General features: G+C 37.3%; 21 protein-coding genes, 3 tRNA genes and 5 pseudogenes. 18 read left to right on the plus strand and 11 right to left on the minus strand.

All coding sequences use genetic code 11. The features are described from left to right. Positions 1 to 650: 650 nt before the first annotated feature. Positions 651 to 957, plus strand: a pseudogene (locus ACFIKE_RS03600) (hypothetical protein); the annotation flags it as partial. Here ACFIKE_RS03600 and ssb read toward each other — a convergent pair. Further along, positions 891 to 1,363: pseudogene (ssb, locus tag ACFIKE_RS03605) on the minus strand (single-stranded DNA-binding protein). The pseudogenes ACFIKE_RS03600 and ssb overlap by 67 nt on opposite strands. A 267-nt stretch (positions 1,364 to 1,630) precedes the next feature. On the opposite strand from ssb, the gene ACFIKE_RS03610 reads away from it, so the two are divergent. The 3 genes from ACFIKE_RS03610 (at position 1,631) to ACFIKE_RS03620 (ending at position 2,211) form a co-directional block, all read left to right on the plus strand. After that, on the plus strand, positions 1,631 to 1,810 hold the full coding sequence (locus tag ACFIKE_RS03610) for a hypothetical protein (RefSeq protein ID WP_375626563.1): 180 nt from the start codon (positions 1,631 to 1,633) through the stop codon (positions 1,808 to 1,810). Positions 1,811 to 1,889: 79 nt separating this feature from the next. After that, positions 1,890 to 2,087, plus strand: coding sequence for a type II toxin-antitoxin system HicB family antitoxin (locus tag ACFIKE_RS03615; protein ID WP_375627132.1), 198 nt, complete (start codon positions 1,890 to 1,892; stop codon positions 2,085 to 2,087). Continuing rightward, on the plus strand, positions 2,050 to 2,211 hold the full coding sequence (locus ACFIKE_RS03620; RefSeq protein WP_375648424.1) for a hypothetical protein: 162 nt from the start codon (positions 2,050 to 2,052) through the stop codon (positions 2,209 to 2,211). The genes ACFIKE_RS03615 and ACFIKE_RS03620 overlap by 38 nt, the downstream gene beginning before the upstream one ends. A 231-nt stretch (positions 2,212 to 2,442) precedes the next feature. Here ACFIKE_RS03620 and ACFIKE_RS03625 read toward each other — a convergent pair. The 3 genes and pseudogenes from ACFIKE_RS03625 to ACFIKE_RS03635 all read right to left on the minus strand — a co-directional run bounded on the left by ACFIKE_RS03625 (position 2,443) and on the right by ACFIKE_RS03635 (position 3,826). Beyond that, positions 2,443 to 2,953 (minus strand): annotated as a pseudogene (locus tag ACFIKE_RS03625) (hypothetical protein). Between the two features lie 12 nt (positions 2,954 to 2,965). After that, positions 2,966 to 3,286 (minus strand): annotated as a pseudogene (locus ACFIKE_RS03630) (hypothetical protein); the annotation flags it as partial. 186 nt (positions 3,287 to 3,472) lie between these two features. Then, on the minus strand, positions 3,473 to 3,826 hold the full coding sequence (locus tag ACFIKE_RS03635; protein WP_375626565.1) for a hypothetical protein: 354 nt from the start codon (positions 3,824 to 3,826) through the stop codon (positions 3,473 to 3,475). A 414-nt stretch (positions 3,827 to 4,240) separates the two neighbouring features. Here ACFIKE_RS03635 and ACFIKE_RS03640 point away from each other — a divergent pair, with 414 nt between their 5' ends. Continuing rightward, positions 4,241 to 4,393, plus strand: a complete 153-nt coding sequence (locus ACFIKE_RS03640; RefSeq protein WP_375648425.1) for a hypothetical protein — start codon at positions 4,241 to 4,243, stop codon at positions 4,391 to 4,393. A gap of 255 nt (positions 4,394 to 4,648) precedes the next feature. On the opposite strand, the gene ACFIKE_RS03645 is transcribed toward ACFIKE_RS03640, so the two are convergent. Further along, positions 4,649 to 4,734 (minus strand) — tRNA-Leu (locus ACFIKE_RS03645). Between the two features lie 147 nt (positions 4,735 to 4,881). Between ACFIKE_RS03645 and ilvA the strand changes: the two genes are divergently transcribed. The 3 genes from ilvA to ACFIKE_RS03660 all read left to right on the plus strand — a co-directional run bounded on the left by ilvA (position 4,882) and on the right by ACFIKE_RS03660 (position 8,399). Beyond that, on the plus strand, positions 4,882 to 6,159 hold the full coding sequence (gene ilvA, locus ACFIKE_RS03650) for a threonine ammonia-lyase IlvA (RefSeq protein WP_375648426.1): 1,278 nt from the start codon (positions 4,882 to 4,884) through the stop codon (positions 6,157 to 6,159). Positions 6,160 to 6,194: 35 nt separating this feature from the next. After that, a complete protein-coding gene (locus ACFIKE_RS03655) occupies positions 6,195 to 6,725 on the plus strand; it encodes a hypothetical protein (protein WP_375626588.1) in 531 nt (176 codons plus the stop codon). 291 nt (positions 6,726 to 7,016) lie between these two features. Then, positions 7,017 to 8,399, plus strand: a complete 1,383-nt coding sequence (locus ACFIKE_RS03660; RefSeq protein ID WP_375626569.1) for a DEAD/DEAH box helicase — start codon at positions 7,017 to 7,019, stop codon at positions 8,397 to 8,399. A 1,340-nt stretch (positions 8,400 to 9,739) separates the two neighbouring features. Here the strand turns inward: ACFIKE_RS03660 and ACFIKE_RS03665 are convergent. Continuing rightward, positions 9,740 to 9,814, minus strand: a tRNA-Asn gene (locus ACFIKE_RS03665). Positions 9,815 to 9,998: 184 nt separating this feature from the next. Here ACFIKE_RS03665 and ACFIKE_RS03670 point away from each other — a divergent pair. The 6 genes from ACFIKE_RS03670 (at position 9,999) to ACFIKE_RS03695 (ending at position 17,935) form a co-directional block, all read left to right on the plus strand. Continuing rightward, positions 9,999 to 10,072 (plus strand) — tRNA-Cys (locus ACFIKE_RS03670). A gap of 220 nt (positions 10,073 to 10,292) precedes the next feature. Beyond that, a complete protein-coding gene (locus tag ACFIKE_RS03675) occupies positions 10,293 to 10,967 on the plus strand; it encodes a protein-L-isoaspartate O-methyltransferase (RefSeq protein ID WP_375627141.1) in 675 nt (224 codons plus the stop codon). A 153-nt stretch (positions 10,968 to 11,120) separates the two neighbouring features. Next, a complete protein-coding gene (locus ACFIKE_RS03680) occupies positions 11,121 to 12,326 on the plus strand; it encodes a TolC family outer membrane protein (protein WP_375626590.1) in 1,206 nt (401 codons plus the stop codon). A gap of 247 nt (positions 12,327 to 12,573) precedes the next feature. Next, the gene (locus ACFIKE_RS03685; protein ID WP_375626573.1) at positions 12,574 to 13,140 is read left to right on the plus strand and encodes a DUF2497 domain-containing protein; all 567 of its coding nucleotides are present in this window, start codon (positions 12,574 to 12,576) and stop codon (positions 13,138 to 13,140) included. Between the two features lie 137 nt (positions 13,141 to 13,277). Further along, positions 13,278 to 16,001, plus strand: a complete 2,724-nt coding sequence (locus ACFIKE_RS03690; RefSeq protein WP_375626592.1) for a valine--tRNA ligase — start codon at positions 13,278 to 13,280, stop codon at positions 15,999 to 16,001. Positions 16,002 to 17,143: 1,142 nt separating this feature from the next. Beyond that, positions 17,144 to 17,935 carry a tetratricopeptide repeat protein gene (locus ACFIKE_RS03695; protein WP_375627143.1) on the plus strand — a complete coding sequence of 264 codons (792 nt, stop codon included), beginning with the start codon at positions 17,144 to 17,146 and terminating at the stop codon, positions 17,933 to 17,935. Positions 17,936 to 18,037: 102 nt separating this feature from the next. On the opposite strand, the gene ACFIKE_RS03700 is transcribed toward ACFIKE_RS03695, so the two are convergent. From ACFIKE_RS03700 to xth, 5 genes are all read right to left on the minus strand, one after another. Continuing rightward, positions 18,038 to 18,784, minus strand: coding sequence for an amino acid ABC transporter ATP-binding protein (locus ACFIKE_RS03700; RefSeq protein WP_375626577.1), 747 nt, complete (start codon positions 18,782 to 18,784; stop codon positions 18,038 to 18,040). Between the two features lie 11 nt (positions 18,785 to 18,795). Continuing rightward, on the minus strand, positions 18,796 to 19,512 hold the full coding sequence (locus ACFIKE_RS03705; RefSeq protein WP_273788550.1) for an amino acid ABC transporter permease: 717 nt from the start codon (positions 19,510 to 19,512) through the stop codon (positions 18,796 to 18,798). Positions 19,513 to 19,514: 2 nt separating this feature from the next. Then, the gene (locus ACFIKE_RS03710) at positions 19,515 to 20,267 is read right to left on the minus strand and encodes an amino acid ABC transporter permease (protein ID WP_375648427.1); all 753 of its coding nucleotides are present in this window, start codon (positions 20,265 to 20,267) and stop codon (positions 19,515 to 19,517) included. A gap of 141 nt (positions 20,268 to 20,408) precedes the next feature. Beyond that, the gene (locus tag ACFIKE_RS03715) at positions 20,409 to 21,314 is read right to left on the minus strand and encodes a transporter substrate-binding domain-containing protein (RefSeq protein ID WP_273788552.1); all 906 of its coding nucleotides are present in this window, start codon (positions 21,312 to 21,314) and stop codon (positions 20,409 to 20,411) included. Between the two features lie 122 nt (positions 21,315 to 21,436). Further along, positions 21,437 to 22,219, minus strand: coding sequence for an exodeoxyribonuclease III (gene xth / locus ACFIKE_RS03720; protein ID WP_375648428.1), 783 nt, complete (start codon positions 22,217 to 22,219; stop codon positions 21,437 to 21,439). Positions 22,220 to 22,713: 494 nt separating this feature from the next. Between xth and rpsL the strand changes: the two genes are divergently transcribed. The 4 genes and pseudogenes from rpsL to ACFIKE_RS03740 all read left to right on the plus strand — a co-directional run. Beyond that, on the plus strand, positions 22,714 to 23,085 hold the full coding sequence (gene rpsL, locus ACFIKE_RS03725; RefSeq protein ID WP_005773262.1) for a 30S ribosomal protein S12: 372 nt from the start codon (positions 22,714 to 22,716) through the stop codon (positions 23,083 to 23,085). An 18-nt stretch (positions 23,086 to 23,103) separates the two neighbouring features. Next, a complete protein-coding gene (gene rpsG / locus ACFIKE_RS03730) occupies positions 23,104 to 23,574 on the plus strand; it encodes a 30S ribosomal protein S7 (protein ID WP_015856589.1) in 471 nt (156 codons plus the stop codon). Positions 23,575 to 23,598: 24 nt separating this feature from the next. After that, positions 23,599 to 25,683, plus strand: coding sequence for an elongation factor G (gene fusA, locus ACFIKE_RS03735; RefSeq protein WP_375627149.1), 2,085 nt, complete (start codon positions 23,599 to 23,601; stop codon positions 25,681 to 25,683). Positions 25,684 to 25,745: 62 nt separating this feature from the next. Next, positions 25,746 to 25,821 (plus strand): annotated as a pseudogene (locus tag ACFIKE_RS03740) (elongation factor Tu); the annotation flags it as partial.

Raw genomic sequence — 25,821 nt, forward strand, 5'->3', positions numbered from 1 at the left:
CTAGTTCATGAACATGTTCAACATAATTGCGTCCAATACAGTAAATGTCATTTATCATAGGAGCCCTCCAAATTTTTTATTTTCTTTTTGTATAGGTAAGAGAGAACTTTGCAAACAACATTTTTTCTTATCTCGTGTTGTGCGTTTTCTGAACAAGAGGTATTGTGTGGGTTGATAATTAACCACGATGACAGTTCTTGGCATTATCTCTCTTTTGAAGAGTGCCCAATCTTACAGTCTTTAAGAGATAAGAAACACTGCTTTCATTTTGGTTGCTAATCGCGTGAAATTCCTTCAATACTTTAAAGGTGTTTTTGGTCGTCTACGCAGCGATCAGTAGGGTCTGAAAACCCTAAAGTTCGATCATAAAATGAGCCCACTCTGTGGGTGTCTCAGAATTCTGGGAGATTTTGCTATGTCCAAGTTCGATGAGCACTAAAAGCGAAAAAAGCTGATTCAAACTCAGTACTTTTAGGCTTCAGGAATATGAATGAGAGGGCGATCGCACCTGCACAAGCCCCCTTGTGTTTCTTTGCGGTATGTTCTGATACATAAGTTGGCAAGCGTCGTAAAACACAAGATGATGCTGTCGAACTCGATGTCTCAGATCTCGCTCTACCAGCTACCAACTGATGCTCAAAAGCTTTGAGAAAAAGCAAGCCAATGAGATCAATGCCGTTGTGGCATCTATGGACGAAGAAGAGCTCTATGGAAAAGAGCTTTATTACCTATACATTCTCCAAAGCCGTTAAGAATGAACTTTTAGCTCCTTATAAGATTATTATTTGGGGTGTTGATGAAGAGGAAGTCAGTTAATCCATTCAACATCTGATAACAGATGAGAATTATAAACTTATTCTTGATGATAAAATCAAGATCATAGGCTGTCATCAAGCCTTTGCTAAAATAGATCTGAAGGTTGACTTGAGTGATGACCCAAATCTCATGCGTCGGGCTTTTGAAACGATAGCATAATTTTGAGAAGTAATGGGTGAAGGGGTAGGGGATGCCGATAAATCTTTCTTTGCATTAAGTAAATATAATTCGCCTTTAAATTGTGGTAAGATAATCTCTGTTGAGTAACGGTCATGCCCATTTTTATCTTACCATTTGCGTGTCTGTAATTTGCCTTCTACGTAAATCTTTGAACCTTTGTTTAGATATTGAAGTGCAATTTTTGCCAAATATGGATTAAAAATCACAACTGAATGCCATTCTGTTTTCTCTACTTTTTGATTGGTCTTTTATCTATATAGGTCTTAGAAGTTGCCATACGAAAATTGACTACCTCGGCTCCAGAATTCATTGTTTTGCTTTTGGTATTAGCAGCTAAATAGTCAATTAACATCACTTTATTTAGCATATTTGTAGCCCCATTAAATTAGCAATTTAATATGTAAAAATCTTAACATAATTCGTACTTTTTCAATCGTTTAAGTTTATTAATAATATTTTTTAAAGTATTACATTACAATATTATTTGACAAATCATGCATCAAAAGACCATGTCACATAAATGGTACGGCTTTCTTATTTCTGCTTTTAACTTTTCAGTAAATATCCTTTCATTAAGAGTCTGTATTAAACTTTTTTGTTCGATCTTCATTTTATGAAGAAATGGTGAGGCTAAATGAAACGAGAAGTGCTGCTTAGAGAATTACGTAAAGAAGCCAGAAAAAGAGGCATTCATTACAGTAAAGCTCCTGATGCAGGCAAAGGGTCACATTATTTGGTAACTTTTGGAGACAAGACAACCGTTATAAAATCTGATGACTTGACTCCACTTTATGTGAAAATAATAAAAAAGTAGTTGGGGGTATGAGCTGTTTTCTCAAAGGCTTAAATTTTTTGTTTCAAAAGTATTTTGATTATGACGAGGAGACATAAACATGGAATATACTTATCAAGCAAAACTGGAATCTGATTCAGATGGTAGTTTTATTGTAACCTTTCCAGGTGTACCAGAAGCAATAACAGCTGGAGAAAATAGAACTGAGGCATTAGAGAATGCTGTTGAATCTTTAGGGTTAGCATTACGGAGCTTGTCCTATGCGTGGTCTGCCTTTACCAATGCCACAACAGTATAAAGACTTTGTAGAGGTTACGGTAGATGCGTGGAATGCTCTTAAACTTGCAGTAGTAGAAGCCTTTAATGAAGCGAATATCACAAAAACAGAATTGGCAATTGTTTGGGTAAAGACGCATTCTTGATCTAAATTATCCAACTAAGCTTCAAACACTAGAGAAAGCACAGAGTCTTCTTGGCAAGCAAGTCATTATTACAATCAAAGATGCAGCTTGAACTTTCTCTTCACCTAGAAAATTAGTCTCTGAAGCTAAGCAGCCCCCGATAGTTTTTTATCTCCTTGTTGATTTTATCTATGAACGTTGAGAAGAGACAACGCCATTTAATCTGAACAGTTTTATAAAATCGGAATTTTACTATGGCTTTTTAATGGAGCACTGTAGTGTGTAAATAGATATATTTATTAAACTGCGTGTACGTAACATAAGAAATAATACACAGACTAAAAGAGAATACCAAAGAGCAATATCTGAGTACCAAAGTACAGTATCCAATGTAAAAGAAAGCTTATGCTCTACGTACTTAGAAATGACAGGCAAAGAAACAGTTTCCTTATAACTATTTGGGAAAATTAAAACGACAAGCGCTACACTTATTAGCTTTAAAAGTCTGTGCATATACTGTTGTAAATCACGTGTTAATATCTTCCAACCAGTTGTATTTCCGCATTTGTATTTTGGGTTGCTCTGCAATTCAGAAGGAATATTAGAATTGCATAAAATTGCAAAAACCGTTGTGACTATTACCAAAGAAACAAACGCAAATGTCAAAATATTCTGAATAAAGTCAATTTTTATTCCTGAAAAACATAAAAAATATAAAAGTTATAACGCCAAACAAGGCTCTTAGCTGCTTATCTGTAAACATATTAATTTCCTGCGGTTTTCGATAATTTTTGATCTCTCTGTTGATCTCGTCTATAAGAGGTTTGTAATTGAGAACGCTTTTCGGAATAGACCACCATAAGCTCATGCTTTTACTTGCGCTTTGGTACTAAATCCGCATTACTTAGGTGCTTTGTAATACTGATCAGTATCAAATTTTTCACACTCTCTTGTACCGTCTTCATATTCGTAGAGGTTGTAAAAATACTCCTCTGCTCCGTTTCCTCCATGGTGCATATCCCACCGCCGTTGCAACAAACCTCTTTCGCATGGGCTGTTTACGGTTTTTTAAGAACAGATGTTTTAAAATGGATATGCTTTAATTCTAATTTTACAAATTTGTCTATTTGCCTCAAATTTGACCGTACAGAGCGTTTTATATTATAAATTTTTTATCATAAAATCTTGAATCGCTTTGTACGGTGCTTTTATGTCGATTTAAACGCACATCTAATCACAAAACGATCAGCATTTTTACTAGTTTGCTAACCTGCAATGTTTTTCATTGTTCCTCCAAGATCATTAAAATCCCTTCAAGCTTTTGCTTTTCAACCAACGTGAGTGGTCTTGAATTCTCTCTCATTGCCTTTTCTTTCAGATTTTTTTCACGGGTGTTCAAAACAGCCTTGCGTACAAGATTGGCTTTCGCCCAAAGATTGTTTTCTAAGTGATCTTGTAGCGCATGTCCTTTTGCACATGCCGCGTTAATCATTTCTCCTTTTGAGGCATTGCTTTCAAAACGATAGGATTCAAAATTGACAGTGCCACTCGTTATATTGCTGTCTACACGAGAAATTGTCCAGCCTGTCTTGGTATCTAGATCAAGGCAGAGAATGGTTTGTGTATTGATGATCATGTTCCCCCCATTAAGGCTGTTGCGTATTTATATGTGAGCTATGACAGAGCGTGTTGTGATTGCCTGTCTTGAAAAATGTTTGTGAGAAAATACTTAAAACTACTTTTTGGCCAAATTTTTAACTGCCATTCAAGGAAAAATAAGCTTGGAAGCAGTTAATCTTCGAATTGATTCTTCTTGTTTTTGATTTATATCTTTTTGTGCATGTACTATTTCAGCTTCTTTATCTATTATTTTGTCTTTTTCATCTATCTCTTTTCTGAGCCTTTGCGTTGTTTTCAGGAGTCATGAAGAGTATAAGCCAACCCCACATTAGCAATAAAATAAATAACAACTGCTATTACTAAACTCAGATCTATCTCCATTCTATACCTCACTTACTTTTCTTCGTATTATCTTACTCCTGTTAAGAGCGTGAATGATGCTGCTGGTGTTGGAGAAATCTTAGGATTATTGATGAGGCGTTTGTTAGATGCAAATGACCTTGAAGAAGAGTTTAAGCATTACAAATCAGTTACAACAGAAGCTAAGCGAATTTTATCGAGCCCTGTTGTGAAAGCTGCTTAACGTTAAAAACATGACTCATTTCCTCATCCTTAAGGATGAGAAAATCAAGATTGACTGCCTCTCCACCCTAAAAGATGAGTAGGAGTTCAAAGTGCTAAAAAGGTACTTCAAAAAGCAGCAATGATTCGTATTTTAGCATCATCGTGGTGCCGTCTGATAGCGTTATAATGGCGTTGCGAAAGGTGGTTGAGAGGGTGGTTTGATTTTTATTGATTTTTAATAAATCATTGGGAAATAAGGGAAATTAAAGTATTCTGGTGCGGACGGCGGGACTTGAACCCGCAAGGTCTTCGACCGGCAGATTTTAAGTCTGCTATGTTTACCGTTTTCATCACGTCCGCGATGAGAGTTCTCTCATAAGCTATATCTTTTATTGAATCAAGAATTAATGACAAAAGAAACATTTTTCATTTTTTTAGTGAAATTTTGACTGACAATAGTTTTCTTTATCGCTAGAAAAAGCTTTTATAATGTAAATAAAGCATGAAATGATTAGTGTTATGAGTCAATTTATTCAAGACGTCACAAAAGCTATGGTGGGATTGCATCACGTGTTTGCTGAAACACCACTTCAAAGAAATGATTTTCTTAGTCAAAAGTATGATGCAGAAATTTATTTAAAGCGTGAAGATTTAACACCGGTGCGGTCTTATAAGATTCGGGGTGCTTTCAATTTTGTTTCAGAAATGCTTAGCAGTCTACCACCAGATTCTGCATTTGTTTGTGCTTCAGCGGGGAATCACGCGCAAGGGGTTTCTTTTGTTTGTCGTTATTTTAAACGTAAAGGCGTGATTTTTATGCCTATGACAACGCCACAACAAAAAATTGAGAAAACACGTATTTTTGGTAAAGAATTCATTGATATTCGTTTAATTGGTGAAACATTTGATCAATGTTATGAAGCTGCGCAATCCTTTGTCGTGGAGAGCGGTGGTGTAATGGCTCCACCTTTTGATGATATTCGCATTATTACGGGGCAGGCAACAGTGCTCTGTGAAGCTGCTTTACAATGGAAAAAACTCAATGGAGAAAGTGAGCCAGATTTAATGATTGTGCCGGTAGGGGGTGGTGGTTTGGCAAGTGGGGTGAGCAAGTTTTTACATGGATATGGTTGGAAAACAAAGCTTCGTTTTGTTGAGCCGCAAAGAGCTGCAAGTTTGCTTGCTTGTTTGGAGAGTGGAAAACGCGTCAAGCTTGAAAATATTGACACTTTTGTAGATGGTGCTGCTGTGGCTGAAATTGGTGCGCTAAACTATACAATTCTAAAGAAATTTTCCCCTGATTCTGTCATTACGGTTCCTGAAAATCGTGTTTGTTCTACGATGGTTGAAATGCTTAATGTTGAAGGTGTGGTCCTTGAACCGGCTGGTGCTTTATCGATTGACGCGCTTAACAGTATTCCTCCTCAAGAGTTAAAGGGGAAAAAAATTCTTCTCGTTATTTCAGGAGGTAATTTTGATTTTGAGCGTTTGCCAGAAATTAAAGAGCGTTCTTTACGTTTCCAAGGGTTGAGAAAATATTTTATTTTTAGTTTTCCGCAACATCCTGGTGCATTGCGTCATTTTCTTTCCACATTATCACCAGATGATGATATCGTACGTTTTGAATATCTTAAAAAATCAGCGAGAAACTTTGGTTCTGTATTGGTTGCGATTGAAACAAAAAAATACGGTAATTTTTGTCTTTTAGAGGAAAAATTTCAAGCGTTAGGTTGGCGTTATCGTGATATTACTGATGATCAAACATTATTTGATTTCGTTATTTGAGAAACTGAAATTTTACTAAAACAAGAAGCATAATGATGAAACCTATTTTTTATTTGCTGCTGAGTCTATTTTTCTTTTTGATTGTTAATCAACAGAGTTTAGCATCTCAGCCCACAATAATACAAAAAGCTGAACTTTCAAAAGTTGTTGTTGATGTCAATAATGCTATAAAAAACAGGGATTTTGCGCCTATTTCTCATTATATGCCTGAGCGACTTTATAAAGAGATGGCACATCGATTGAATACAACAGAGAGTGCTTTACGTAGTGATTTTCTTCAACAGTTGCATAGGAAATTTGAGGATTTGCCTTCTGGTGCTTATTATTTAGATAAAGAAAATATAGAGTATTTACAAACTGATAACGGGACTTTGTATGCTTTAATTCCAACAGTTCTTGAGATGAAGGATCGCATCATTCGATATAAAACTTTGGCGATTTTTGATAAAACCCAATGGTATTTAATTTATGGCGGTCAAAAAACTTTACAAAATCCAGTTTTTCTCGAGATTTATCCTGATTTTATCAAGGTACATTTACCGATGGACACAATCATTAAAAAGTAAACGATCTAAATATTGTTTTTTATTCATGATAAATGTATTTCGTAAAGTTCTTGCTTTTTTATCATAATCCAGGGATAATGGGGGTGAAGGCATTTAGGCTGGTTTGTTGGCTTTTTCTAAAGTGAAGTTTATACGCCTTTATCTTGATTTCAAGGTGCTCATGAGCTGCGCAGGCCGCTTTTAAAGCGTTGCTTCATTTAAAATGTCAGGGATTTCTCTTGCGCGGATTCTTGAGTGGAGAGTTCAGTTGGTTACTTGTTTTGAGTTCTTCAGCTGAGGAAAGATTGTATTTTGCCTATAAAAGAAGAAAATGTTTTTACAAAGTTAGGTTTGCCTACTCTTTTGATTAAAAATTTACTCATTGCTGGGATGAGTAAACCTAAACCTATACAAGAACAAGCTATTCCAGTAATGTTGAAAGGACACGATATTTTAGGTGTTGCTCAGACAGGTTCTGGAAAAACCTTGGCTTTTGGTTTACCTATTTTAAGTCAGATTTTGGCTTTGGGTGATAAACGCTGTCCTAAAACTGCACGCGCTTTGATTTTAGCTCCAACGCGTGAACTTGCTGTCCAGATTGATGAAACGATTCGCACTGTGGCGAAGGGAGCTCATCTTTCAACATGTCTTATTTTTGGGGGCGTATCACGTTTAAAACAAATTAAACGTATGGAAGCAGGTGTGGATGTTTTGATAGCGACTCCAGGGCGTTTGAGAGATCTTGTTGGTGAAAAGTGTGTTGATCTTTCCCAATCTCGTTTTTTGATTTTGGATGAAGCAGATCGTATGTTGGACATGGGGTTTATTCATGATGTCAAGCAAATTGCAAAGCTTTTGCATCAAGAGCGTCAGACAGCACTCTTTTCTGCAACAATGCCGAGGGAAATTGCTGTGCTTGCAAAATGTTTACTCAATGATCCTGTTAAAATTGAAGTTGTTCCTCAAGGTACTACGGCTGTAGAGATTTGCCAAAAATTATATTGTGTTCCTACGAATGAAAAAAAGAATGTTTTAAGTAAACTTTTGACAAATCCAGCTTTTAATTCGGTTATTGTTTTTACCCGAACTAAACATGGGGCTGATTCTGTTACACGTAGTTTGGCAAAGATAGGGTATTCAGTCGCAACAATTCATGGGAATAAATCACAAGGTGCTCGCCAGTCTGCTTTAAAAGCTTTTCGTGAAAGATCTGTGCGGATCCTTGTGGCAACAGATATTGCTGCACGCGGTATTGATATACCAGGGATAAGCCACGTTATTAATTATGACTTACCAGATGAAGCTGAAAGTTATGTACATCGTATTGGTCGTACAGGACGTAATGGTGCATCTGGCGAAGCACTTACACTTTTTGATGAGAAGATAGAAAGGGAACGGTTGCGTGCTATAGAGCGCTTGATTCGTATGAAATTGGCGGTTGAGTCAGTTCCAGAACAATTTGCAGTGTTTCCAGAAAAGCCAATTTTGCCAGAAAGTAGAGAAAAAGAAAACGATAAGGAACGCCGTTTTAAAAAATCTAAACGTCAAAAACAGTTTTTAGGTCGAAAAGATGATGCCGCACAGTTGCAGCGAAAGAATTCTTCATCTCCAAATGAGAGGCATAAAAAAGCAAAAGCGGTGGCAAAGCGTGCAAAGCCTTTTCGTTTTCGAAAATCAGTTAAGAAGGCTGCCTAGATAAAGTCTTGAAAAAAGATTATGTACTGGAGATTTTTTACTTTTGTTGATTTATTCTCAATTGAAAAGAGGTATAAAATACTCTTGCCAAAATAAGAAGGTCTTTTAGAGGTTTTCATTTCTAAAAAATGAAAACCTCTAAGTGTTTGGATTATTTAAAAATCTTTTAAAAAGAAATTATTATTGTAGAGGCGATTATTTATTTTCTTTATTTCCATTTTTAAAATGGGAATGAAAATAGATTTTATTTATATAAAATTATTTTTTAAAAGATGTATTTTATCTTTAATGATAACTTTTAATTTTAAAAATTGATTTCTAATAATAAGCCATTGTTTTATATATAAATAATTCATTATATCGTAAAAATTTTTCATTTTTAAGCTATTTATGTGGATCAATCAAAAGTATTCATTTGCACGTTATATGTGAAATTATCGTATAGATAAACATTTGAGAAATCAATAAAATGATACTTATAAACTCTTTCAAAGGCGAGGGGTATTGCTAAGATTGAGAGTTGGAAAATAGTATGATGGTATGGCTTTTATTATAAATAAAGATGGGATGATTAATCGATTTCATTTTATATCATTTGCGGGAGTTATTGTGAAATGGGCTTGGGGGAAATTTAAGAGATATCTCTTTAGAAAAGCGTGTGACTGCATAATACAATAGCAAGAATGTCATGATTTCTGAAGGCTTTCTCAGGATTCTTAACAATTTAAAGCCGATAAGACTTTATGTATTAAATGTTTTATGACAGTGGGATGAAATATCCAGGGCAAGGTTGTTTGTAAAGCGTTGAAGTGGTTAGCAGGAGGAACAACCTGTTAGATAAGACGCCGGAATGTTTACAGACTTGTTTGATGTTTTTTGCTTTTAGGATGGGGAGGAGGTTATGTGGGATATATGGAGATAATATATTCCCTGATTCTTGTTTCTTCCATTTTTCAAAATGATTGCTTCATGAGCAGGTTTTTAAGTTTAATTGCTTTATGGAGTACAAATCATTTTTCCTTGGACAAAAAATTATATGAGATTTTTTTCATTGCTGATGGCGCTTAATAATTCCTTCTCGTGAAAGAAGCCATATTTTATAATGTGCAAATAATTGCAGCGCTCTCTGATAAAGGCGCGGTAGTTTGAAAAAAGTAATCTTATTTGTGCTATTTTAAAATGAATCAATGGTTTTTTGCGTTCATTGAAAAAAATACATCCCGTAGGATATTGCGTTTCTACTTTATTGTAAAAACCTTATTCCATAGCTTTTATTAACGAATCCCTCACTGTAAAAAACATACGGAAAATCAATAAGTTATTTGTGATAGAAAAGAATGTGGCTCCCCGGGCCGGATTCGAACCAGCGACCAACCGGTTAACAGCCGGTTGCTCTACCGCTGAGCTACCGGGGAATGGTGCCCAATCATTTAGTTGAAAAGGCTATAGCAAAGCAATACTGATTTGCAAAGGATAAAATTACTTTTTTTAAAAAAATATGATAAATTGTGTAATAAGAGGAAAAAAGGCGAGAGAAGATTTCTACACCTTGACGGATGCGTTGCCTTCCCTTATTGAAACCTTTATGTTTGTTGACGAGGCCTCGTGGCGGAATGGTTACGCAGAGGACTGCAAATCCTTGTATCCCGGTTCGATTCCGGGCGAGGCCTCCAGCCGATTTTAAACGAAACGGCTTTTAGGGGAGATGAGGTATAGGAAAATAGATTATTTCCCTCTATAGTTGTGAAGACATTTTTTTATGAGAGATCATACAGTTAAAATCTAATTGTTGACTGGAGCACCCTTTTTCGTAACGCTCATAGTTTAAGAGATCTTCGTCCATCTTTGTCGCTGTTTTGTTTGTTTTTTGTAGGTTAGGAGAAAATATTCGTTATGGTTGCAGATTTTGCTGAGCTTCGTCGCAAAATGGTTGACAATCAAATTCGTACAGTTGATGTAACGGATTTATCAGTTCTTGAAGCGTTTTTAACGGTATCTCGTGAAGATTTTGTATCGGAAGATATGAAAGTATTAAGTTATCTTGATACCGACATTGTTCTATGTCCAGTACAAGATGGGATTCCTGCACGCTATTTGATGAAACCTGCATCTCTAGCGAAATTACTACAGCTTGCCGCTGTAAAATCATCAGATGTTGTTTTAGATATTGGTGCAAATAGTGGTTATTGTGCAGCGTTGCTTGCAAAACTTGCAGGGTCTGTGATTGCGTTGGAAAGTAATAAATCTCTTTTTGAACGTGCTCTTGAAGCTTTAGAACGTAATCAATGTGATAATGTGGTTGTCGTTCATGGTCCATTAGAGCAAGGATATGCCGTTGAGGGACCTTATGATGTGATTTTCATTGAGGGATCTGTTGATTTTATTCCACAAGGTATCTTTGATCAAATGAAAGACTGTGGACGTCTTGTTGTGGTTGAAGGGTACGGAAATGCTGCTGTTGCACAAATCTATATAAAAGAAGATGGGATCATTTCGGCACGTCGTGCTTTTAACCTCGCTGTAAAGCCTCTTCCTTGCTTTTTAAAAACACCTGGTTTTGTGTTTTAGTGCTTGTTTGTTTTGTGAATAAAAGATAATTTCGTAATTTATTTGGGGTTTGTTATTGTGTGTATTGTGTTTAGAGTAAACAAAAAGTTTCAGGTGTCTTTATTACTGGGGTTGAGTATTTTACTATCAGATACTGTTTGTGCTGAAACATTGATGGATGCCTTTTCTAAGGCTTATAAGCATAATGCTAAGTTGAATAGTGAACGTGCAGCTGTCCGTATATCCAGTGATGATGTTGTCATTGCGCGATCAGGGTTATTGCCACAAGTTGAGGGGGTTGGGAACTATGGTCGGAATAAGTCTTTTACAGGTCCTTATGTCACTTCTGGATCTATAGGCGTGAGATTAAATCAAAGATTATTTGATGGTTTTATCACGCAAAATATCTTTTCTTCAGCTCAAATTAAGTTGCAGGCTCAGCGTGAATATCTTCGTAATGTTGAACAAAATACGTTTCTGGAGACAGTGACCGCTTATGCTAATGTCTATCACGCACGTCGTGTTGCCGATCTTCGGAGAGAAAATTTGGCAGCTCTTGAAGAACAAGTTCGTTCCAATAAAGCAAAATTTGATGTGGGTGAAGGAGGGCATGTTGATCTTGCTCAAGCTCAAGCTGCACGTTCTGTGGCTGTTTCAGAGCTGAGTCTTGCTCGTGCTGATGTAAAAGCAGCAGAGGCAGTGTATCGACAAGTTATTGGTTCTGATCCTGAAAAGTTAAAACGCCCACCCGTAGCCAAAGATTTTCCCGTCAACCTTGATATGGCTTACCAAATGAGCGTTGTGATGCATCCAGCAATCCTTTATGCTAAATATTTAGTCGATGCAAGTGTTTACAATGTAAAGGCGAAAGAAGGAGCATTGCTCCCTAAAGTTGATTTTTCTGCAACAGCATCTTATAATCGAATCTACAGCGGTGCTGGAGAGGATGGAGTTTCTAAATCAATAGGATTGTCAGTAAGTGTCCCAATCTTTGAAGGAGGGCGTACGTCTGCGCAAATTCGTCAATCAAGGGAACAGCTTGGACAGGCGCAGCTTCAACTCGATTTGGCGCATAGTAATACTAGGCAAGTACTTACTTCTGCTTGGTTTCAGTTGGAGGGCGCACGCTCATCTGTTCTTGCTTACCGTGAAAGTGTTCGTGCTGCTGAAATTGCTCTGAAAGGCCGTGTTCAAGAAAATCGCGTAGGGCAAGCAACGACGCTGGATGTTTTAAATTCTCGTACTCAATTGATTAATGCTCAGATTGCGCTTGCAATGGCGGAGCGTAATGCTGTTGTGGCAAGCTATAGTGTTCAATCTTCTATTGGTAGATTGACTGCAAATTATTTAGGTTTAAAAACAATTAAATATATCCGATAATGCATAAAAGTATTTCTTTAATCTTAAATTATTTTAGTTTTTAAAAGTTGGTAAATCAATAGTTGAGTATGTTTAAAAATAGAACGGTGAGATGTTATTTTTATAAGTGTAGAAAATTGTGTGTAGCGCCCTCTTTATGACAAGCATATTTGAAAATATCGCGGGAGGCATGTTGATCTTATGATTCTTTTGCATACACTGAAAGTATGATTCTATTTGTTGTTGCGTCTTTGAGAGGTTGTAAAGTATGGTACAGAGTTCAAGCGTGTTACGTGAGCCAAGTATGGATGAAATTTTAACATCTATTCGTGAAATAATCGAAGAAAATGCGGTTCAATCTGATCACTTTTTAAATGAAGATGTTGCAGTGAATGCTTCGGAAGGTCGTTCAGAAGCTGCATCAGGAGGTATTTATGATACAACCTTATCGGTTGATGATGCTATGAAAGCTTTAGCTGATCGTATTGGTCTTTCTTCTGAAAATCAAGGGGGGAAGATAACGCAAGAGAAAGAGGATATAGAGGCAGAGAATAATACAGTTGGTATGGATATGCAAAAGATGAAGCTTTCTTCTGAAGAACGGAATTCTGTTTATAAAGCAAAAGAATATGAAGATGAGATAAGGAAATCACAGTCAGAAGCTAGAGGGGATGGTCATGTGGAATTGTCTGCATATTGTATTTCTTCTGCAGAAAAGATTGCAAAGGATGTGTTGCGTCCGGCTATAGCAGAATGGTTACAGTCTAAATTGCCTATTTTGCTGGAAGATATTTTGCGTGAAGAGATTGTGAAAGCGATTAAAAAATCATCTTAATTATTTTTATGTTTTTCATTTTATGAGAATTTTGTTTGCGATTTTGCGAGCTCTCTAGTGAATGGCTGAAAATCACGGGTTTTTGATCGGGATTTGATCATGTATTGTGTTTTTCAGCGGCGTTATGGATGGATAGAATGTTAGAAAAAAACTATGATGCTGCCTCTATAGAGCAACGGGTTGCAAAGAGATGGGAGACTCGTGGGGCCTTTAAAGTGGGAGCTGGTTCTAAAAGCGGTGCAGAACCTTTTTGCGTTATGCTTCCACCTCCTAATGTTACGGGTTCACTTCATATGGGGCACGCGCTCAATACGACAATTCAAGATATAATAGTTAGATTTCAGCGGATGCGTGGCAGAAACGTCTTGTGGCAGCCTGGTATGGATCATGCTGGGATTGCTACACAAATGGTTGTAGAGCGTCAACTTGCAGAACGCCAAGAGCCAACGCGTCAAGAAATGGGGAGAGAAAAGTTTATTGAGCGTATTTGGGAGTGGCGTTATGAAACTGGAGGCGTTATTTCAAACCAGTTGCGTCGCCTTGGGGTTTCATGTGATTGGTCGCGTGAGCGGTTTACAATGGATGAGGGGTTGTCGCAGGCAGTTCGTGAAGTCTTTGTCACGCTTTATAAGCAAGGGTTGATATATAGGGATAAGCGCCTCGTCAATTGGGATCCTAAATTGTTGACAGCTATTTCAGATCTTGAAGTTGAGCAAAAAGAAGTTCAAGGACATTTGTGGCACTTTAGATATCCACTTGAGGGTAAAATTTTTGATCCAAATGATGCGACAACTTTTATAACAGTGGCGACAACACGACCAGAAACAATGCTTGGTGATACAGGAATTGCTGTTAATCCTGAAGATGAGCGTTATAAAAATCTTATCGGTAAAAATGCTCTTTTGCCACTTGTTGGTCGTAGGTTATTAATTGTTGGTGATACGCATGCTGATCCTGAAGCTGGAAGTGGTGCTGTAAAAATCACACCAGCTCATGACTTTAATGACTTTGAAGTAGGACAGCGTAATCATTTACGCTTGATCAATATTTTTACCCAAAAAGCCGAGATTTTTCTCCGTGAAAATGAAGCCTTTTTTGATGGTTTGATTTTGTCAGATGAATTAAAAATGTTAGTAGAAAATCTCGATAAATCTGATCGTTTTGTTGCGCGCCAGAAGATTGTTTCTTTGATGGAAGAACAGGGATATTTAGCCTCTGTTGATGATCATACCCATATGGTTCCTCATGGAGATCGCAGTGGTGTTCTTATTGAGCCGTTTTTGACAGATCAATGGTATGTTCATGCTGCTGAATTAGCAAAGCCAGCGATAGAGGCTGTTCAACAAGGCAAAACGCGGTTCGTTCCTGATAGCTGGAAAAAGACTTACTTCAATTGGATGGAAAATATTCAACCTTGGTGCATTTCTCGCCAATTGTGGTGGGGACATCAGATTCCTGCTTGGTATGGTCCTGATGGGACGGTTTTTGTTGAAAAAAGTGAAAAAGAGGCTTTAGATTCAGCTTATGCTCATTATGGTGAGGTTGTTGAATTAATCCGTGATCCGGATGTTTTAGATACTTGGTTTTCATCAGCTCTCTGGCCTTTTTCAACATTAGGATGGCCAAATAAAACGACTGAATTATCTACTTTTTACCCAACATCTTTGTCTGTGACAGGATTTGATATTATTTTTTTCTGGGTTGCTCGTATGATGATGATGGGACTTCACTTTATGGGTGACGTTCCTTTTCCAACGGTCTATGTGCACGCTCTTGTTCGGGATCAAAAGGGTGCGAAGATGTCAAAATCAAAGGGAAATATTATTGATCCCTTAGAGCTTATTGATCAATATAGTGCTGATGCACTTCGGTTTACTTTAGCTATTATGGCAGCACAAGGTCGTGATGTAAAACTTGACGCTTCTCGTATTGCTGGTTATCGTAATTTTGCTACGAAATTGTGGAATGCTACCCGATTTGCACAGATGAATGGTGTGAAGCATGATCCAACTTTTAAGCCAGAACAAGCAAAATTGGCGCTTAATCGTTGGATTTTAACAGAGTTATCTAAAACGATTTCAGCAGTGACGACTGGTATTGAACACTATAAATTTAATGAGTCTGCTGCCACACTTTACCGTTTCGTTTGGAATACATTATGTGATTGGTATTTGGAGCTTCTCAAACCTATTTTTCAGGGGGAAAATGAAGATGCTAAAAATGAGGTTCAAGCTTGTACTGCTTGGGTTTTAGATGAAGTTTATAAACTTCTTCATCCTTTTATGCCTCATATGACGGAAGAGTTGTGGTCTCTTACAGAAACGCAAGCCATCAAGCGTGAGGATATGCTCGCATTGACAAAATGGCCAGAGGAAACATTGATAGATGAAGAAGCTGCTGATGATATTAATTGGCTTATTGATGTCGTTACAGGGATTCGGTCTGTACGTTTTGAAATGAATATTCCAGTGGCAACACAAGCACCTCTTGTTGTTGTTGAAGGAGGGGAAGTAACGCGAGAGCGTGTGAAGCGTTATGATGCACTTCTTAAAAAATTAGCGCGTATTGAAGTTATTGATTTCTCTGATAAAGTTCCGGAAGTGTCGGCACAAATGATTTTGGGAGAGGCTGTTTTTTGTTTACCATTAGGACAGTTGATCGATTTGGAGGCTGAACGTGTTCGTTTGAGGAAAGATGTCAGTAAAATTGAACAAGATATTGAGAAAATATCGCTTAAGTTAAACAACCCCAAATTTATAGCAAATGCGAAAGCAGAAATTGTTGAGCGTGAACGGAACAGGGTTGTAGAACTGCGTGCAGCGCAGAAGAAGATATTTGTTGCTTTAGAGCGGTTGGATTGATTTCAACTTTTTACTTTTTTGTGGATGATTTCATACCATTAGGTTTGGTATAGATCTTCTTTAAAGAGACTTTTTCTTTTGTTAGTTTTTCATGAACGATCATAAAATCTCTACTGAAATCCATTGTTTTCTGTTTATCATTAAAAAAACATCTTTTAAGGTACCCAAGCCTATCTCATGACAGAGATCATGAATAGTATAACGGTAAATCTATTGAGCTCCCCTTCTTTACGCTTGTAAAGTAACAAGCGCTGTGGCGCTATCCCGCCCCAATCCGGACAAGGACTTGGCACTTAAGACCGTTCATGAGAGGCATTGTTAGTTCTTTCTTACACAGAGTTTTTATCCACATAGCTCTCTCTGCTTGTAATGTGCAAGCGGATGGTTTTGATTGATTCAACATGGAACAGGTTTTGAATAAGAGAATCTTACGATATTCGAGGGACTCATTCAATATGCAAAAAAGTAAATTATCATTATAAATCAGTACGTTGTTTTATTACTGTAAAACATCATCATTTAGAGTAGCAATATAAGGCATGTAAAATTACACATGTGGTATTTTTGTTGTATGTAGTGGTGAGTATTCTGAGGTAGGGCTTGTGTATAAAGTATGAAGTAATTCCATGTGAAATGATGTTAGGTGGAATCTGTTAAGCAAAAAGCTGTATTGTTTATAGATTGACGGTGGCAAAAAACTTCATCTTTAAGGTGGTAAGGCAGTTGTGAAGTTATAAGTTAACGATCATCATTATATTTATCTATCTTTCGTATTGTTTTTTATACTTAAATGCTTACCATTCATCATGTATTCTCTTCGTTCTCAAGTTGCTGTTTAATGCACGTTATTTTATTGAGCGATTTTTACTTATACGTATAAAATTTTAAAATCAATAAATCCTAGAATGTTAAAGGAGGTGTTACAAAATATAGGATAATGATTTATATTTAAAAATCAATTTGTTATATATAAAAATGGATACTTAATTTTATCGAACATTTTGGATGGTTTTTATTTATTGATCTTTTCTTTTAAAATTTTTATTTTGAAATCGCGTGTGCTTTTTACTAAGAAAAAGGGTTTAAATATCTACAAAGAAATTTGTAACAGATATAATCATTAAAATTGAGATAGGGGGGAAATGGTTAATAGGTTTCAGATATGGAAAAAAGCCACTATTGTTGTGATTTTAGGGGGATTTTTTTCGACTGTTTATGCAATAGATGTCAATAGCTTGCAAGAAGCGAATGATGGTGCGTTTTATTTTTTTAAACGTGGTATGTCTGCTTATAAAGATGGGCATATAAATCAGGCTATTGCAGCATTACGTCGTGCGGCTAAGAGAGGCCATATTGGTGCGAATTGGAAACTAGGCTCTATCTATGCAAATGGTGATGGTGTCCCTAAAAATGATTATAAGGCATATTATTTTTTTGCATATATTGTTGAAAAAGGCACTGATCTTGGTTCAGAGGATGAAAGTTATGTTTCTGATGCATTGGTTAAACTTGCGGGATATATAAAAAAAGGTATTCCTCAATCACCTGTGAAACCTGATCCTTCTTATGCTGCTCATCTTTATATGCAGGCTGCGGTGAACTATGGAAATTCTAAAGCTCAGTATCATTTAGGAAAAATATTTTTAAAGGGAGAGGGAAGGGAGAAGAATCTTATACAAGCAGCACGATGGTTTCAACTTTCAGCAAAAAAAGGAAATCCTTCCGCCCAAGCAATGCTTGGAAATATGCTGCTTCAAGAAGGAAAAATTGTCCGTGGGGCAGCATTGTTAACTGCTGCCTATGAAAAAGCTAATGTAAAAGACAGAAATTGGATTCGCCCTTTGCAAGAACAGGCTTTTGCTCTTTGTAATGAATTTGAGAGACGTACAGCAATTTCACTGGTTGCTGATATTTTAAAAAATAACAGTTTTTAAACATCTGATTATAATATTTTTACATTCTCTCATCCGTTATTAAACTCTACTGTCTTGTGTCTAAGTTTACAGTAGAGATAGCTTTTTGTGATAATATAACGGCTAATGACTTAAGATTTTAGACAAAAATTCTTGCGTTCTTGGTGTTCTCGCTTGTGGATCAGAAAAGAACTCTTTAGATGAACAGTCTTCAAGAATTGTTCCTTGATCTATGAAAATAACACGCTCCGAGACTTTTTGTGCAAATCCCATTTCATGGGTTACACAAATCATCGTCATACCTTCTTCTGCTAAGCTAATCATGACATCGAGCACTTCACCTACCATTTCAGGATCTAGAGCAGATGTTGGTTCATCAAAAAGCATGACAAGTGGATCCATAGTTAAGGCACGTGCAATAGCAACACGTTGTTGTTGCCCTCCAGAAAGTTGACCAGGATATTTATCTTTGTGTTCAATCAGCCCAACGCGTTCAAGATACAACAATCCACGTTCAAGTGCTTCTTTTTTGCTTCGTTTTAGGACTTTGATTTGCGCAATTGTCAAATTTTCTGTGACAGATAAATGGGGGAAAAGCTCGAAGTGTTGAAATACCATTCCCACCTGACTTCGCAATTTAGGCAGATTCGTTTTTTTTGAATGAACTGGTACTCCGTTAATCCAAATTTCACCTTTTTGAAAAGGAACGAGAGCGTTAATAGTTTTAATGAGTGTTGACTTTCCTGATCCTGATGGACCACAAACGACAACGACCTCTCCTTTATTAATGTTGGTTGTACAGTTTTTAAGGACGTTAATTTCGCCATACCAATTAGAAACATTTTTTATTTCGATCATATGAGTAGACATTTTTTTTCCTATTAGCGAATAATGGATACTTTTTTTTGTAAATACAAAACTATTTGTGACAGTGTAAAACAGATAACAAAATAGAAAACAGCTGCTAAGATATAAGCTTCTTGCTTTACACCAAAATTATTAGCAGCAATATCAAAACCATTTAAAAGACTGTTGCCACTGATTGCATAAACAAGGGTTGTATCCTGAAAAAGGATAATAACTTGTGTTAAAAAAACTGGTAGCATGTCCCTAAAGGCTTGAGGAAGAATGACAATGTACATACTTTGCCAATATGTCATTCCGAGAGCTTGTCCCGCATATTTTTGTCCTTGCGAAACTGAGTTTATGCCAGCACGCATAATTTCTGCAAAATAAGCCGTTTCAAATGCGGTAAAGGTAATGAGTGCTGATTTATTTGCACCGATGGATGTACCGGTTAAAAAAGGCAAAAGCACGAAAAACCATAAGATAACCATCACAAGTGGTATTGAACGCATAGCTGTTATGTAAACGATTGCAAACCAAGAAAGAAGTTTTATGGAAGAAAGGCGCATCATTGCTAAAAGGGTGCCGAAAACAAACCCCAATACCGTTGCAAAAAGAGTTAGAAAAACGCTAAAGAGCAAACCTGATAAAATGTAAGAACGAAATACATCAAAGGTAAAAAAGGAAAAATCAAAGTCGGAAAAATTGAAAGGAAAATAAAGTCCAAACTGAGAGCTTATGAAATTCATCATTTTCAATTTCCCTTTGTTTGAAAATTAGGAATTTTGAGTATTTGTTCAATGACGGTCATCACAATGAATACGAATAAGGCTATTAGAATATAAAGAATCGTAACAAGCAAATAGTTTTCGTAAACATGGCTTACCTCTTCAATTGCTTGGTATTGAAATTGCATGAGCTCGTTTATTGAAACGGCGAATGCTATAGATGAATTTTTTACAATGCCCATTGCTTCTGAAGTAAGAGGCGGCATAATTGTACGTATAGCACGTGGTAGTATTATATAGCGATAACTTTGATAAGTTGTAAACCCCATTGCCATAGCAGCATAACGTTGTCCAGAAGGAATCGCTTCAATGCCTGAACGAACCTGTTCTGCAATGCGTGCAGATGTAAAGAATCCTAATGCGCATGTTATTAAGAGAATAGGGGAAAATTTCATTGCTGGTGGATAAATCTTAGGAACAACAAAATACCACAAAAATACTTGTACAAGGAGGGGAATATTACGCATAATCTCTACCCAAATAGCACCGATAGTGCGAAATATATAATTGATTATCGATGTTTTGGGTAAAGTGCGCATTGTTCCTATAATAACACCACACAATACAGCTAAGATAAGTGAAGTGATAGACAATATAACCGTATTTTTTAAGCCATCGAGAAGTGTATCTAAATAGGTATGACTTACGCCGGGAGTTCCCATGCATCCTGTTACCAGTGTTTGGGTAAGGTCATCTCTACAAAGGAAAGAAAAGTCCATTAATTGATATTCCCTCAAATTAGTCATTCACAAATAGGACAATAAATTAAGCGCATCTACATAGGCTAAATTTATTAAAAAGTGAATTAAAATATAAACCACACTCAATTTTTAAAGAGTGTGGTTCTTCTTTATTAAATTTTATAAATCTTTCTCTGTGTAGCTTTCTCGAGGCTTATTATTTGGGTGATCCCAAGCATATCTTGTTTGTTTTGACAAGGGAAGGTTCATAACAGTGTTAGCAGGTGGAATCGGTTTCATAAACCACTTATTGTAAAGCTTTTCAAGTGATTCATCTTTAATCTGACGTACGATACTATCGTTGATTGTTTGTTCAAATTTTTTGTCATTTAATCTGAGCATACAGGCGATAGGTTCGACTGAAAGTACTGTATCAAGAATGACATAATCAGATGGATTCTTTGATTTAGCAATATGTCCAGCAAGAATTGAAGCATCCATAACAAAAGCATCTGCCTTACCAGATTCTAATAATAAAAAACTATCTCCGTGATCTTTCCCCTTTAAAACTTTAAACTGAATGTTTTTTGCACGTTTGTTTTTACGAATAAGTTGAACAGATGTTGTACCGGTGGTCGTTGCGACTGTTTTTCCATTTAAATCGTCAAGAGATTTAATGTTAGAGTTTTTCTTTACAGCAATCCGAACCTCTTCAATGTATGTCGTATAAGCAAATGCTGCTTCTTTACTGCGGGCAATATCATTTGTTGTTGAGCCGCACTCAAAATCATAGGTTTTATTTTTTAAGAGAGGAATTCTATTTTGAGAAGTGATGGGAAGATAATGAATTTTAATTGGTTTACCAATTTTTTTTGAGATATCATCAATGATACGTTCTGCCATTTCTGTATGAAAACCTACATATTTATTATTACCAAGGGCGTAGGCTAAACCAGATGATTCACGGACACCTAAAGTAATTTCCCCTGTTCGTTTTATTTTTTCAAGAGTATCATGTTCAGCATGCGCGACGCTTGTGAAACCAATGGCCGTTGCTGCAATAAACATTAATAATGATTTCTTCATTTATGTCCTCCATTCATTTATCTTTACTTTAGCTGTTTAAGATATACTGTTTACATGGTGTAGCATAGTTATTATTTTTGAGTGGAATTTTTTTGTTGTTTCATAATGGGGGGTGTACTTTCTTAATTGATATTAAGGTGAATCCAAACAGGAACGTGGTCGGACGGTTTTTGATATCCTCTTACTTCTGTTTGACTATGAGCACAAATAAGCTGATCAACAGCTTCTGGTGATAATAATAAATGATCAATGCGAATCCCATTATTTTTAGGCCAAGAATCCGCCTGAAAATCCCAGAAACTGAAGGAGGGAGTATCGGTGACATTCCGGATAGCATCGTAAAGACCTAAATTAAGAATACGTTGAAATACTTTTCTTGTTTCTTGAAGAAATAAGGCATCTTGATACCATTCTTGAGGTTTTTTTGCATCTAATGGAGCGGGGATGACATTATAATCACCCGCTAGAATAAGGGGTTCTTCATACGCAAGCAATGATTTTGCATGTGTATGTAATCTTTCCATCCATTCTATTTTATAGGAATATTTTTTACTCTCAATAGGATTCCCATTTGGTAAATAGAGAGATGCAACACGAACAACACCTTTGTTTGTTGAATAAACAGCTTCAATGTAACGTGTCTGCTCATCATTATCGTTGCCTGGTAATCGACGGATCACTTCATCCGGTGTTTTTTTAGAGAGAATCGCAACACCATTAAAACTTTTTTGTCCGTGTGTTTCTATGTGGTAACCTAAATTTTCAATTGCATCGCGTGGAAAATTTTCATCAATACTTTTAATTTCCTGTAAACAGACTATGTCCGGCTGGCTTTGCTGCAGCCATTGACATAATGTTTCATGTCGTGCTTTTATTCCAGCAATATTCCACGTTGCTATTTTCATGGCGCTCATCATTAGATATCAAGTATGTAATTCAATTTAATTTACTGCATTCATGTTTTATTACAGTCACATTGCTGCTTCTTTTATTTATAGGGATATTACTATGGTAAATTGATTTATCAAGAGTAGCGGCAAAAGCAAATTTAAAGTTTTAAAATTTAATTTATTTTCATTTTTAAAAACTTTCTGCTGTTTAGTTCTTGACGAATGTAAGTGTTCTCGCTATTAGAGATGGACATAACCGATGTGGATGTGATCAGGTGTTTTGGATATGAACCGAAAGATTATTCACAGGTGTTAAGAAGATTAAAAGCAAATGCTAGTGCAAAAGGCTATTGCCTTCTCTGCTTGTGGTCGGGTGAACTGTTTTTGCAGGTATGCCCGATTTTGTGTGTAGACTTAGATATCTGTTCCGATTCTTTTGGAGTGGATAGAAATGAAATAGAAAAGCCCGATTGGGTGAGACGAATATAGATTGAAAAGAGGAAGGTTGCATGCCTACCGTAAACCAGTTGATTCGCAAACCGCGTGTAGCGCCAGTTAAACGTAATAAGGTTCCTGCTTTGCAGTCGAATCCGCAGAAGCGTGGTGTTTGTACGCGTGTTTATACAACAACACCGAAGAAACCTAATTCTGCTCTTCGTAAAGTTGCTAAGATTCGCTTGACGAATGGATTTGAGGTGATTGGTTATATTCCTGGAGAGGGACATAATCTTCAAGAGCACTCTGTTGTGATGATTCGCGGTGGTCGTGTGAAAGATTTGCCAGGAGTTCGTTATCACATTATTCGTGGTTTACTTGATACGCAGGGTGTCAAGAATCGTAAACAGCGTCGTTCAAAGTATGGCGCAAAGCGTCCAAAATAATATTGAGAGACAAAGCCGATGTCCCGTCGTCATAGAGCAGAAAAGCGTGAAATTAATCCAGATCCTAAGTTTGGTGATTTGGTTATTATGAAATTTATGAATGCCATTATGTTTGATGGTAAAAAATCAGTTGCAGAGCGTATTGTTTATGGTGCGCTCGATTCTGTAGAAAAAAGAGTAAAAACAGATCCTGTGGCTCTATTTCATCGGGCCTTAGAGAATGTTGCTCCTCATATTGAGGTTCGCTCACGCCGTGTTGGTGGTGCTACTTATCAAGTTCCGATTGATGTTCGTCCTGATCGTCGTCAGGCTCTTGCTATTCGTTGGTTGATTGCTGCGGCACGTGGTCGGAATGAAACGACGATGATTGAGCGTTTATCTGGTGAATTGATGGATGCGGCTAATAATCGCGGTTCTGCCGTGAAAAAGCGTGAAGATGTTCATCGTATGGCTGAGGCTAATCGTGCTTTTTCTCACTATCGCTGGTAGAAGTTTTAAACTAAGGCAAATATAATGGCTCGCGAATATAAAATTGAAGATTATCGTAATTTTGGTATTATGGCGCATATTGATGCTGGTAAGACTACGATGACTGAACGTATTCTGTTCTATACCGGTAAGAATCATAAAATTGGCGAGACCCATGATGGTGCTTCTACGATGGATTGGATGGAGCAGGAGCAGGAGCGCGGTATTACGATTACGTCTGCTGCGACAACGACGTTTTGGGAAGGGCGTGATGGTCGGAAGCGTCGCTTTAATATTATTGATACGCCAGGGCACGTTGATTTTACGATTGAAGTTGAGCGCTCTTTGCGTGTTCTTGATGGTGCGATAGCCTTGTTGGATGCAAATGCTGGTGTGGAGCCTCAGACGGAAACTGTTTGGCGGCAGGCTGAGAAATATCGTGTGCCTCGTATGGTTTTTGTTAATAAAATGGACAAAATAGGAGCTGACTTCTATCGTAGTGTGGAGATGGTTGGTTCTCGGTTGGGTGCTAAAGCGCTTGTTTTGCAGTTGCCGATTGGTGCTGAAAATGACTTTGAAGGCGTTGTTGATCTTGTAGAAATGAAGGCTTTAAAGTGGGATGGTTCTATTGGTGCCTCGGCGGTGATAAGTGAAATTCCCTCTGATTTAAGAGAGAAAGCTGAAGAATATCGCGAGAAATTGATTGAGATGGCTGTGGAGGTTGATGAAGCTGCGACAGAGGCTTATTTGGAAGGTGTTATGCCAACCAATGAACAGCTTGTTTCTCTCATTCGTAGGGGGACAGTAGAAGTTCAGTTTCATCCGGTTCTTTGTGGTACAGCTTTTAAAAACAAGGGAATTCAGCCGCTTTTGGATGCTGTTGTTTCTTATCTTCCTTCTCCAGTTGATGTTCCGGCAATTAGTGGTATTGATGTGAAGACTGAGACTGAGACGACACGCGAATCTTCAGATGATGCTCCACTATCTATGCTTGCTTTTAAAATTATGAATGATCCTTTTGTTGGTTCGTTGACGTTCTGTCGTATTTACTCAGGTAAAGTTCAGAAAGGTATTTCTCTTGAGAATACTGTGAAAAAGAAGAAAGAGCGTTTGGGGCGTATGCTTCAAATGCATTCAAATTCTCGTGAGGATATTGAAGAAGCATTTGCTGGTGATATTGTTGCTCTTGCAGGACTTAAGGAGACGACAACAGGTGATACTCTTTGTGATCCTTTGAAGCCTGTTATTTTGGAGCGGATGGAATTTCCAGAGCCCGTTATTGAGATTGCAATTGAACCGAAAACAAAAGCAGATCAAGAAAAAATGGGTATTGCTCTTAATCGTCTGGCAGCCGAAGATCCTTCATTTCGTGTTAAATCGGATGAGGAATCTGGTCAGACTATTATAGCTGGAATGGGTGAGCTTCATCTTGATATTATTGTTGACCGTATGCGCCGTGAATTTAAGGTTGAAGCAAATGTTGGGCAGCCTCAAGTTGCTTATCGTGAGTCAATTACTAAAATGGCGGAAATTGATTATACGCATAAGAAACAATCGGGTGGTGCTGGTCAATTTGCTCGTGTAAAAATTATTTTTGAGCCTCATGATGGTGATGACTTTATTTTTGAGTCAAAGATTGTTGGTGGTGCTGTTCCTAAAGAATATATTCCTGGTGTCCAAAAAGGGATTGAAAGTGTTATGGGGTCAGGTCCTCTTGCGGGCTTTCCTATGCTTGGTGTAAAAGCGACACTCATTGATGGTGGCTATCACGATGTTGATTCCTCGGTTTTGGCTTTTGAAATTGCTGCTCGTGCAGCTTTTCGTGATGGAGCAAAGAAGGCTGGTGCGCAGCTTCTTGAACCGATCATGAAGGTGGAAGTTGTTACACCAGATGATTATGTTGGTGATGTTATTGGTGATCTCAATTCTCGTCGGGGACAGATTTCGGGAACTGAAGCGCGCGGTATTGCAACGGTTGTGAATGCAATGGTTCCTTTGGCAAATATGTTTGGTTATGTGAATACCCTTCGCTCTATGAGTCAGGGGCGTGCACAGTATACAATGCAGTTTGATCATTACGAGCCTGTACCTTCGGCTGTTGCTTTGGAGATTCAAAAGAAATACGCGTAATTTCAGGTTGGTAATTAATTTTTAACTTAGTCCTTGGCTTGGACGGAAAATGGAGAGCTCAGATGGCGAAGAGCAAGTTTGAACGAACAAAACCGCATGTTAATATTGGTACGATTGGTCACGTTGATCATGGGAAGA

The sequence above is a fragment of the Bartonella sp. MU70NMGDW genome, from assembly GCF_042194085.1.
In the GTDB taxonomy this organism is placed as follows: domain Bacteria; phylum Pseudomonadota; class Alphaproteobacteria; order Rhizobiales; family Rhizobiaceae; genus Bartonella; species Bartonella grahamii.

Coding starts and splice junctions, on each gene's coding strand:
- ACFIKE_RS03610 (WP_375626563.1), top strand. CDS start 1,631: ATGAAACGAGAAGTGCTGCTTAGAGAATTACGTAAAGAAGCCAGAAAA.
- ACFIKE_RS03615 (WP_375627132.1), top strand. CDS start 1,890: ATGGAATATACTTATCAAGCAAAACTGGAATCTGATTCAGATGGTAGT.
- ACFIKE_RS03620 (WP_375648424.1), top strand. CDS start 2,050: ATGCGTGGTCTGCCTTTACCAATGCCACAACAGTATAAAGACTTTGTA.
- ACFIKE_RS03635 (WP_375626565.1), bottom strand. CDS start 3,826: ATGATCATCAATACACAAACCATTCTCTGCCTTGATCTAGATACCAAG.
- ilvA (WP_375648426.1), top strand. CDS start 4,882: ATGATTAGTGTTATGAGTCAATTTATTCAAGACGTCACAAAAGCTATG.
- ACFIKE_RS03655 (WP_375626588.1), top strand. CDS start 6,195: ATGAAACCTATTTTTTATTTGCTGCTGAGTCTATTTTTCTTTTTGATT.
- ACFIKE_RS03675 (WP_375627141.1), top strand. CDS start 10,293: ATGGTTGCAGATTTTGCTGAGCTTCGTCGCAAAATGGTTGACAATCAA.
- ACFIKE_RS03680 (WP_375626590.1), top strand. CDS start 11,121: ATGGATGCCTTTTCTAAGGCTTATAAGCATAATGCTAAGTTGAATAGT.
- ACFIKE_RS03685 (WP_375626573.1), top strand. CDS start 12,574: ATGGTACAGAGTTCAAGCGTGTTACGTGAGCCAAGTATGGATGAAATT.
- ACFIKE_RS03690 (WP_375626592.1), top strand. CDS start 13,278: ATGTTAGAAAAAAACTATGATGCTGCCTCTATAGAGCAACGGGTTGCA.
- ACFIKE_RS03695 (WP_375627143.1), top strand. CDS start 17,144: ATGGTTAATAGGTTTCAGATATGGAAAAAAGCCACTATTGTTGTGATT.
- ACFIKE_RS03700 (WP_375626577.1), bottom strand. CDS start 18,784: ATGTCTACTCATATGATCGAAATAAAAAATGTTTCTAATTGGTATGGC.
- ACFIKE_RS03705 (WP_273788550.1), bottom strand. CDS start 19,512: ATGATGAATTTCATAAGCTCTCAGTTTGGACTTTATTTTCCTTTCAAT.
- ACFIKE_RS03710 (WP_375648427.1), bottom strand. CDS start 20,267: ATGGACTTTTCTTTCCTTTGTAGAGATGACCTTACCCAAACACTGGTA.
- ACFIKE_RS03715 (WP_273788552.1), bottom strand. CDS start 21,314: ATGAAGAAATCATTATTAATGTTTATTGCAGCAACGGCCATTGGTTTC.
- xth (WP_375648428.1), bottom strand. CDS start 22,219: ATGAAAATAGCAACGTGGAATATTGCTGGAATAAAAGCACGACATGAA.
- rpsL (WP_005773262.1), top strand. CDS start 22,714: ATGCCTACCGTAAACCAGTTGATTCGCAAACCGCGTGTAGCGCCAGTT.
- rpsG (WP_015856589.1), top strand. CDS start 23,104: ATGTCCCGTCGTCATAGAGCAGAAAAGCGTGAAATTAATCCAGATCCT.
- fusA (WP_375627149.1), top strand. CDS start 23,599: ATGGCTCGCGAATATAAAATTGAAGATTATCGTAATTTTGGTATTATG.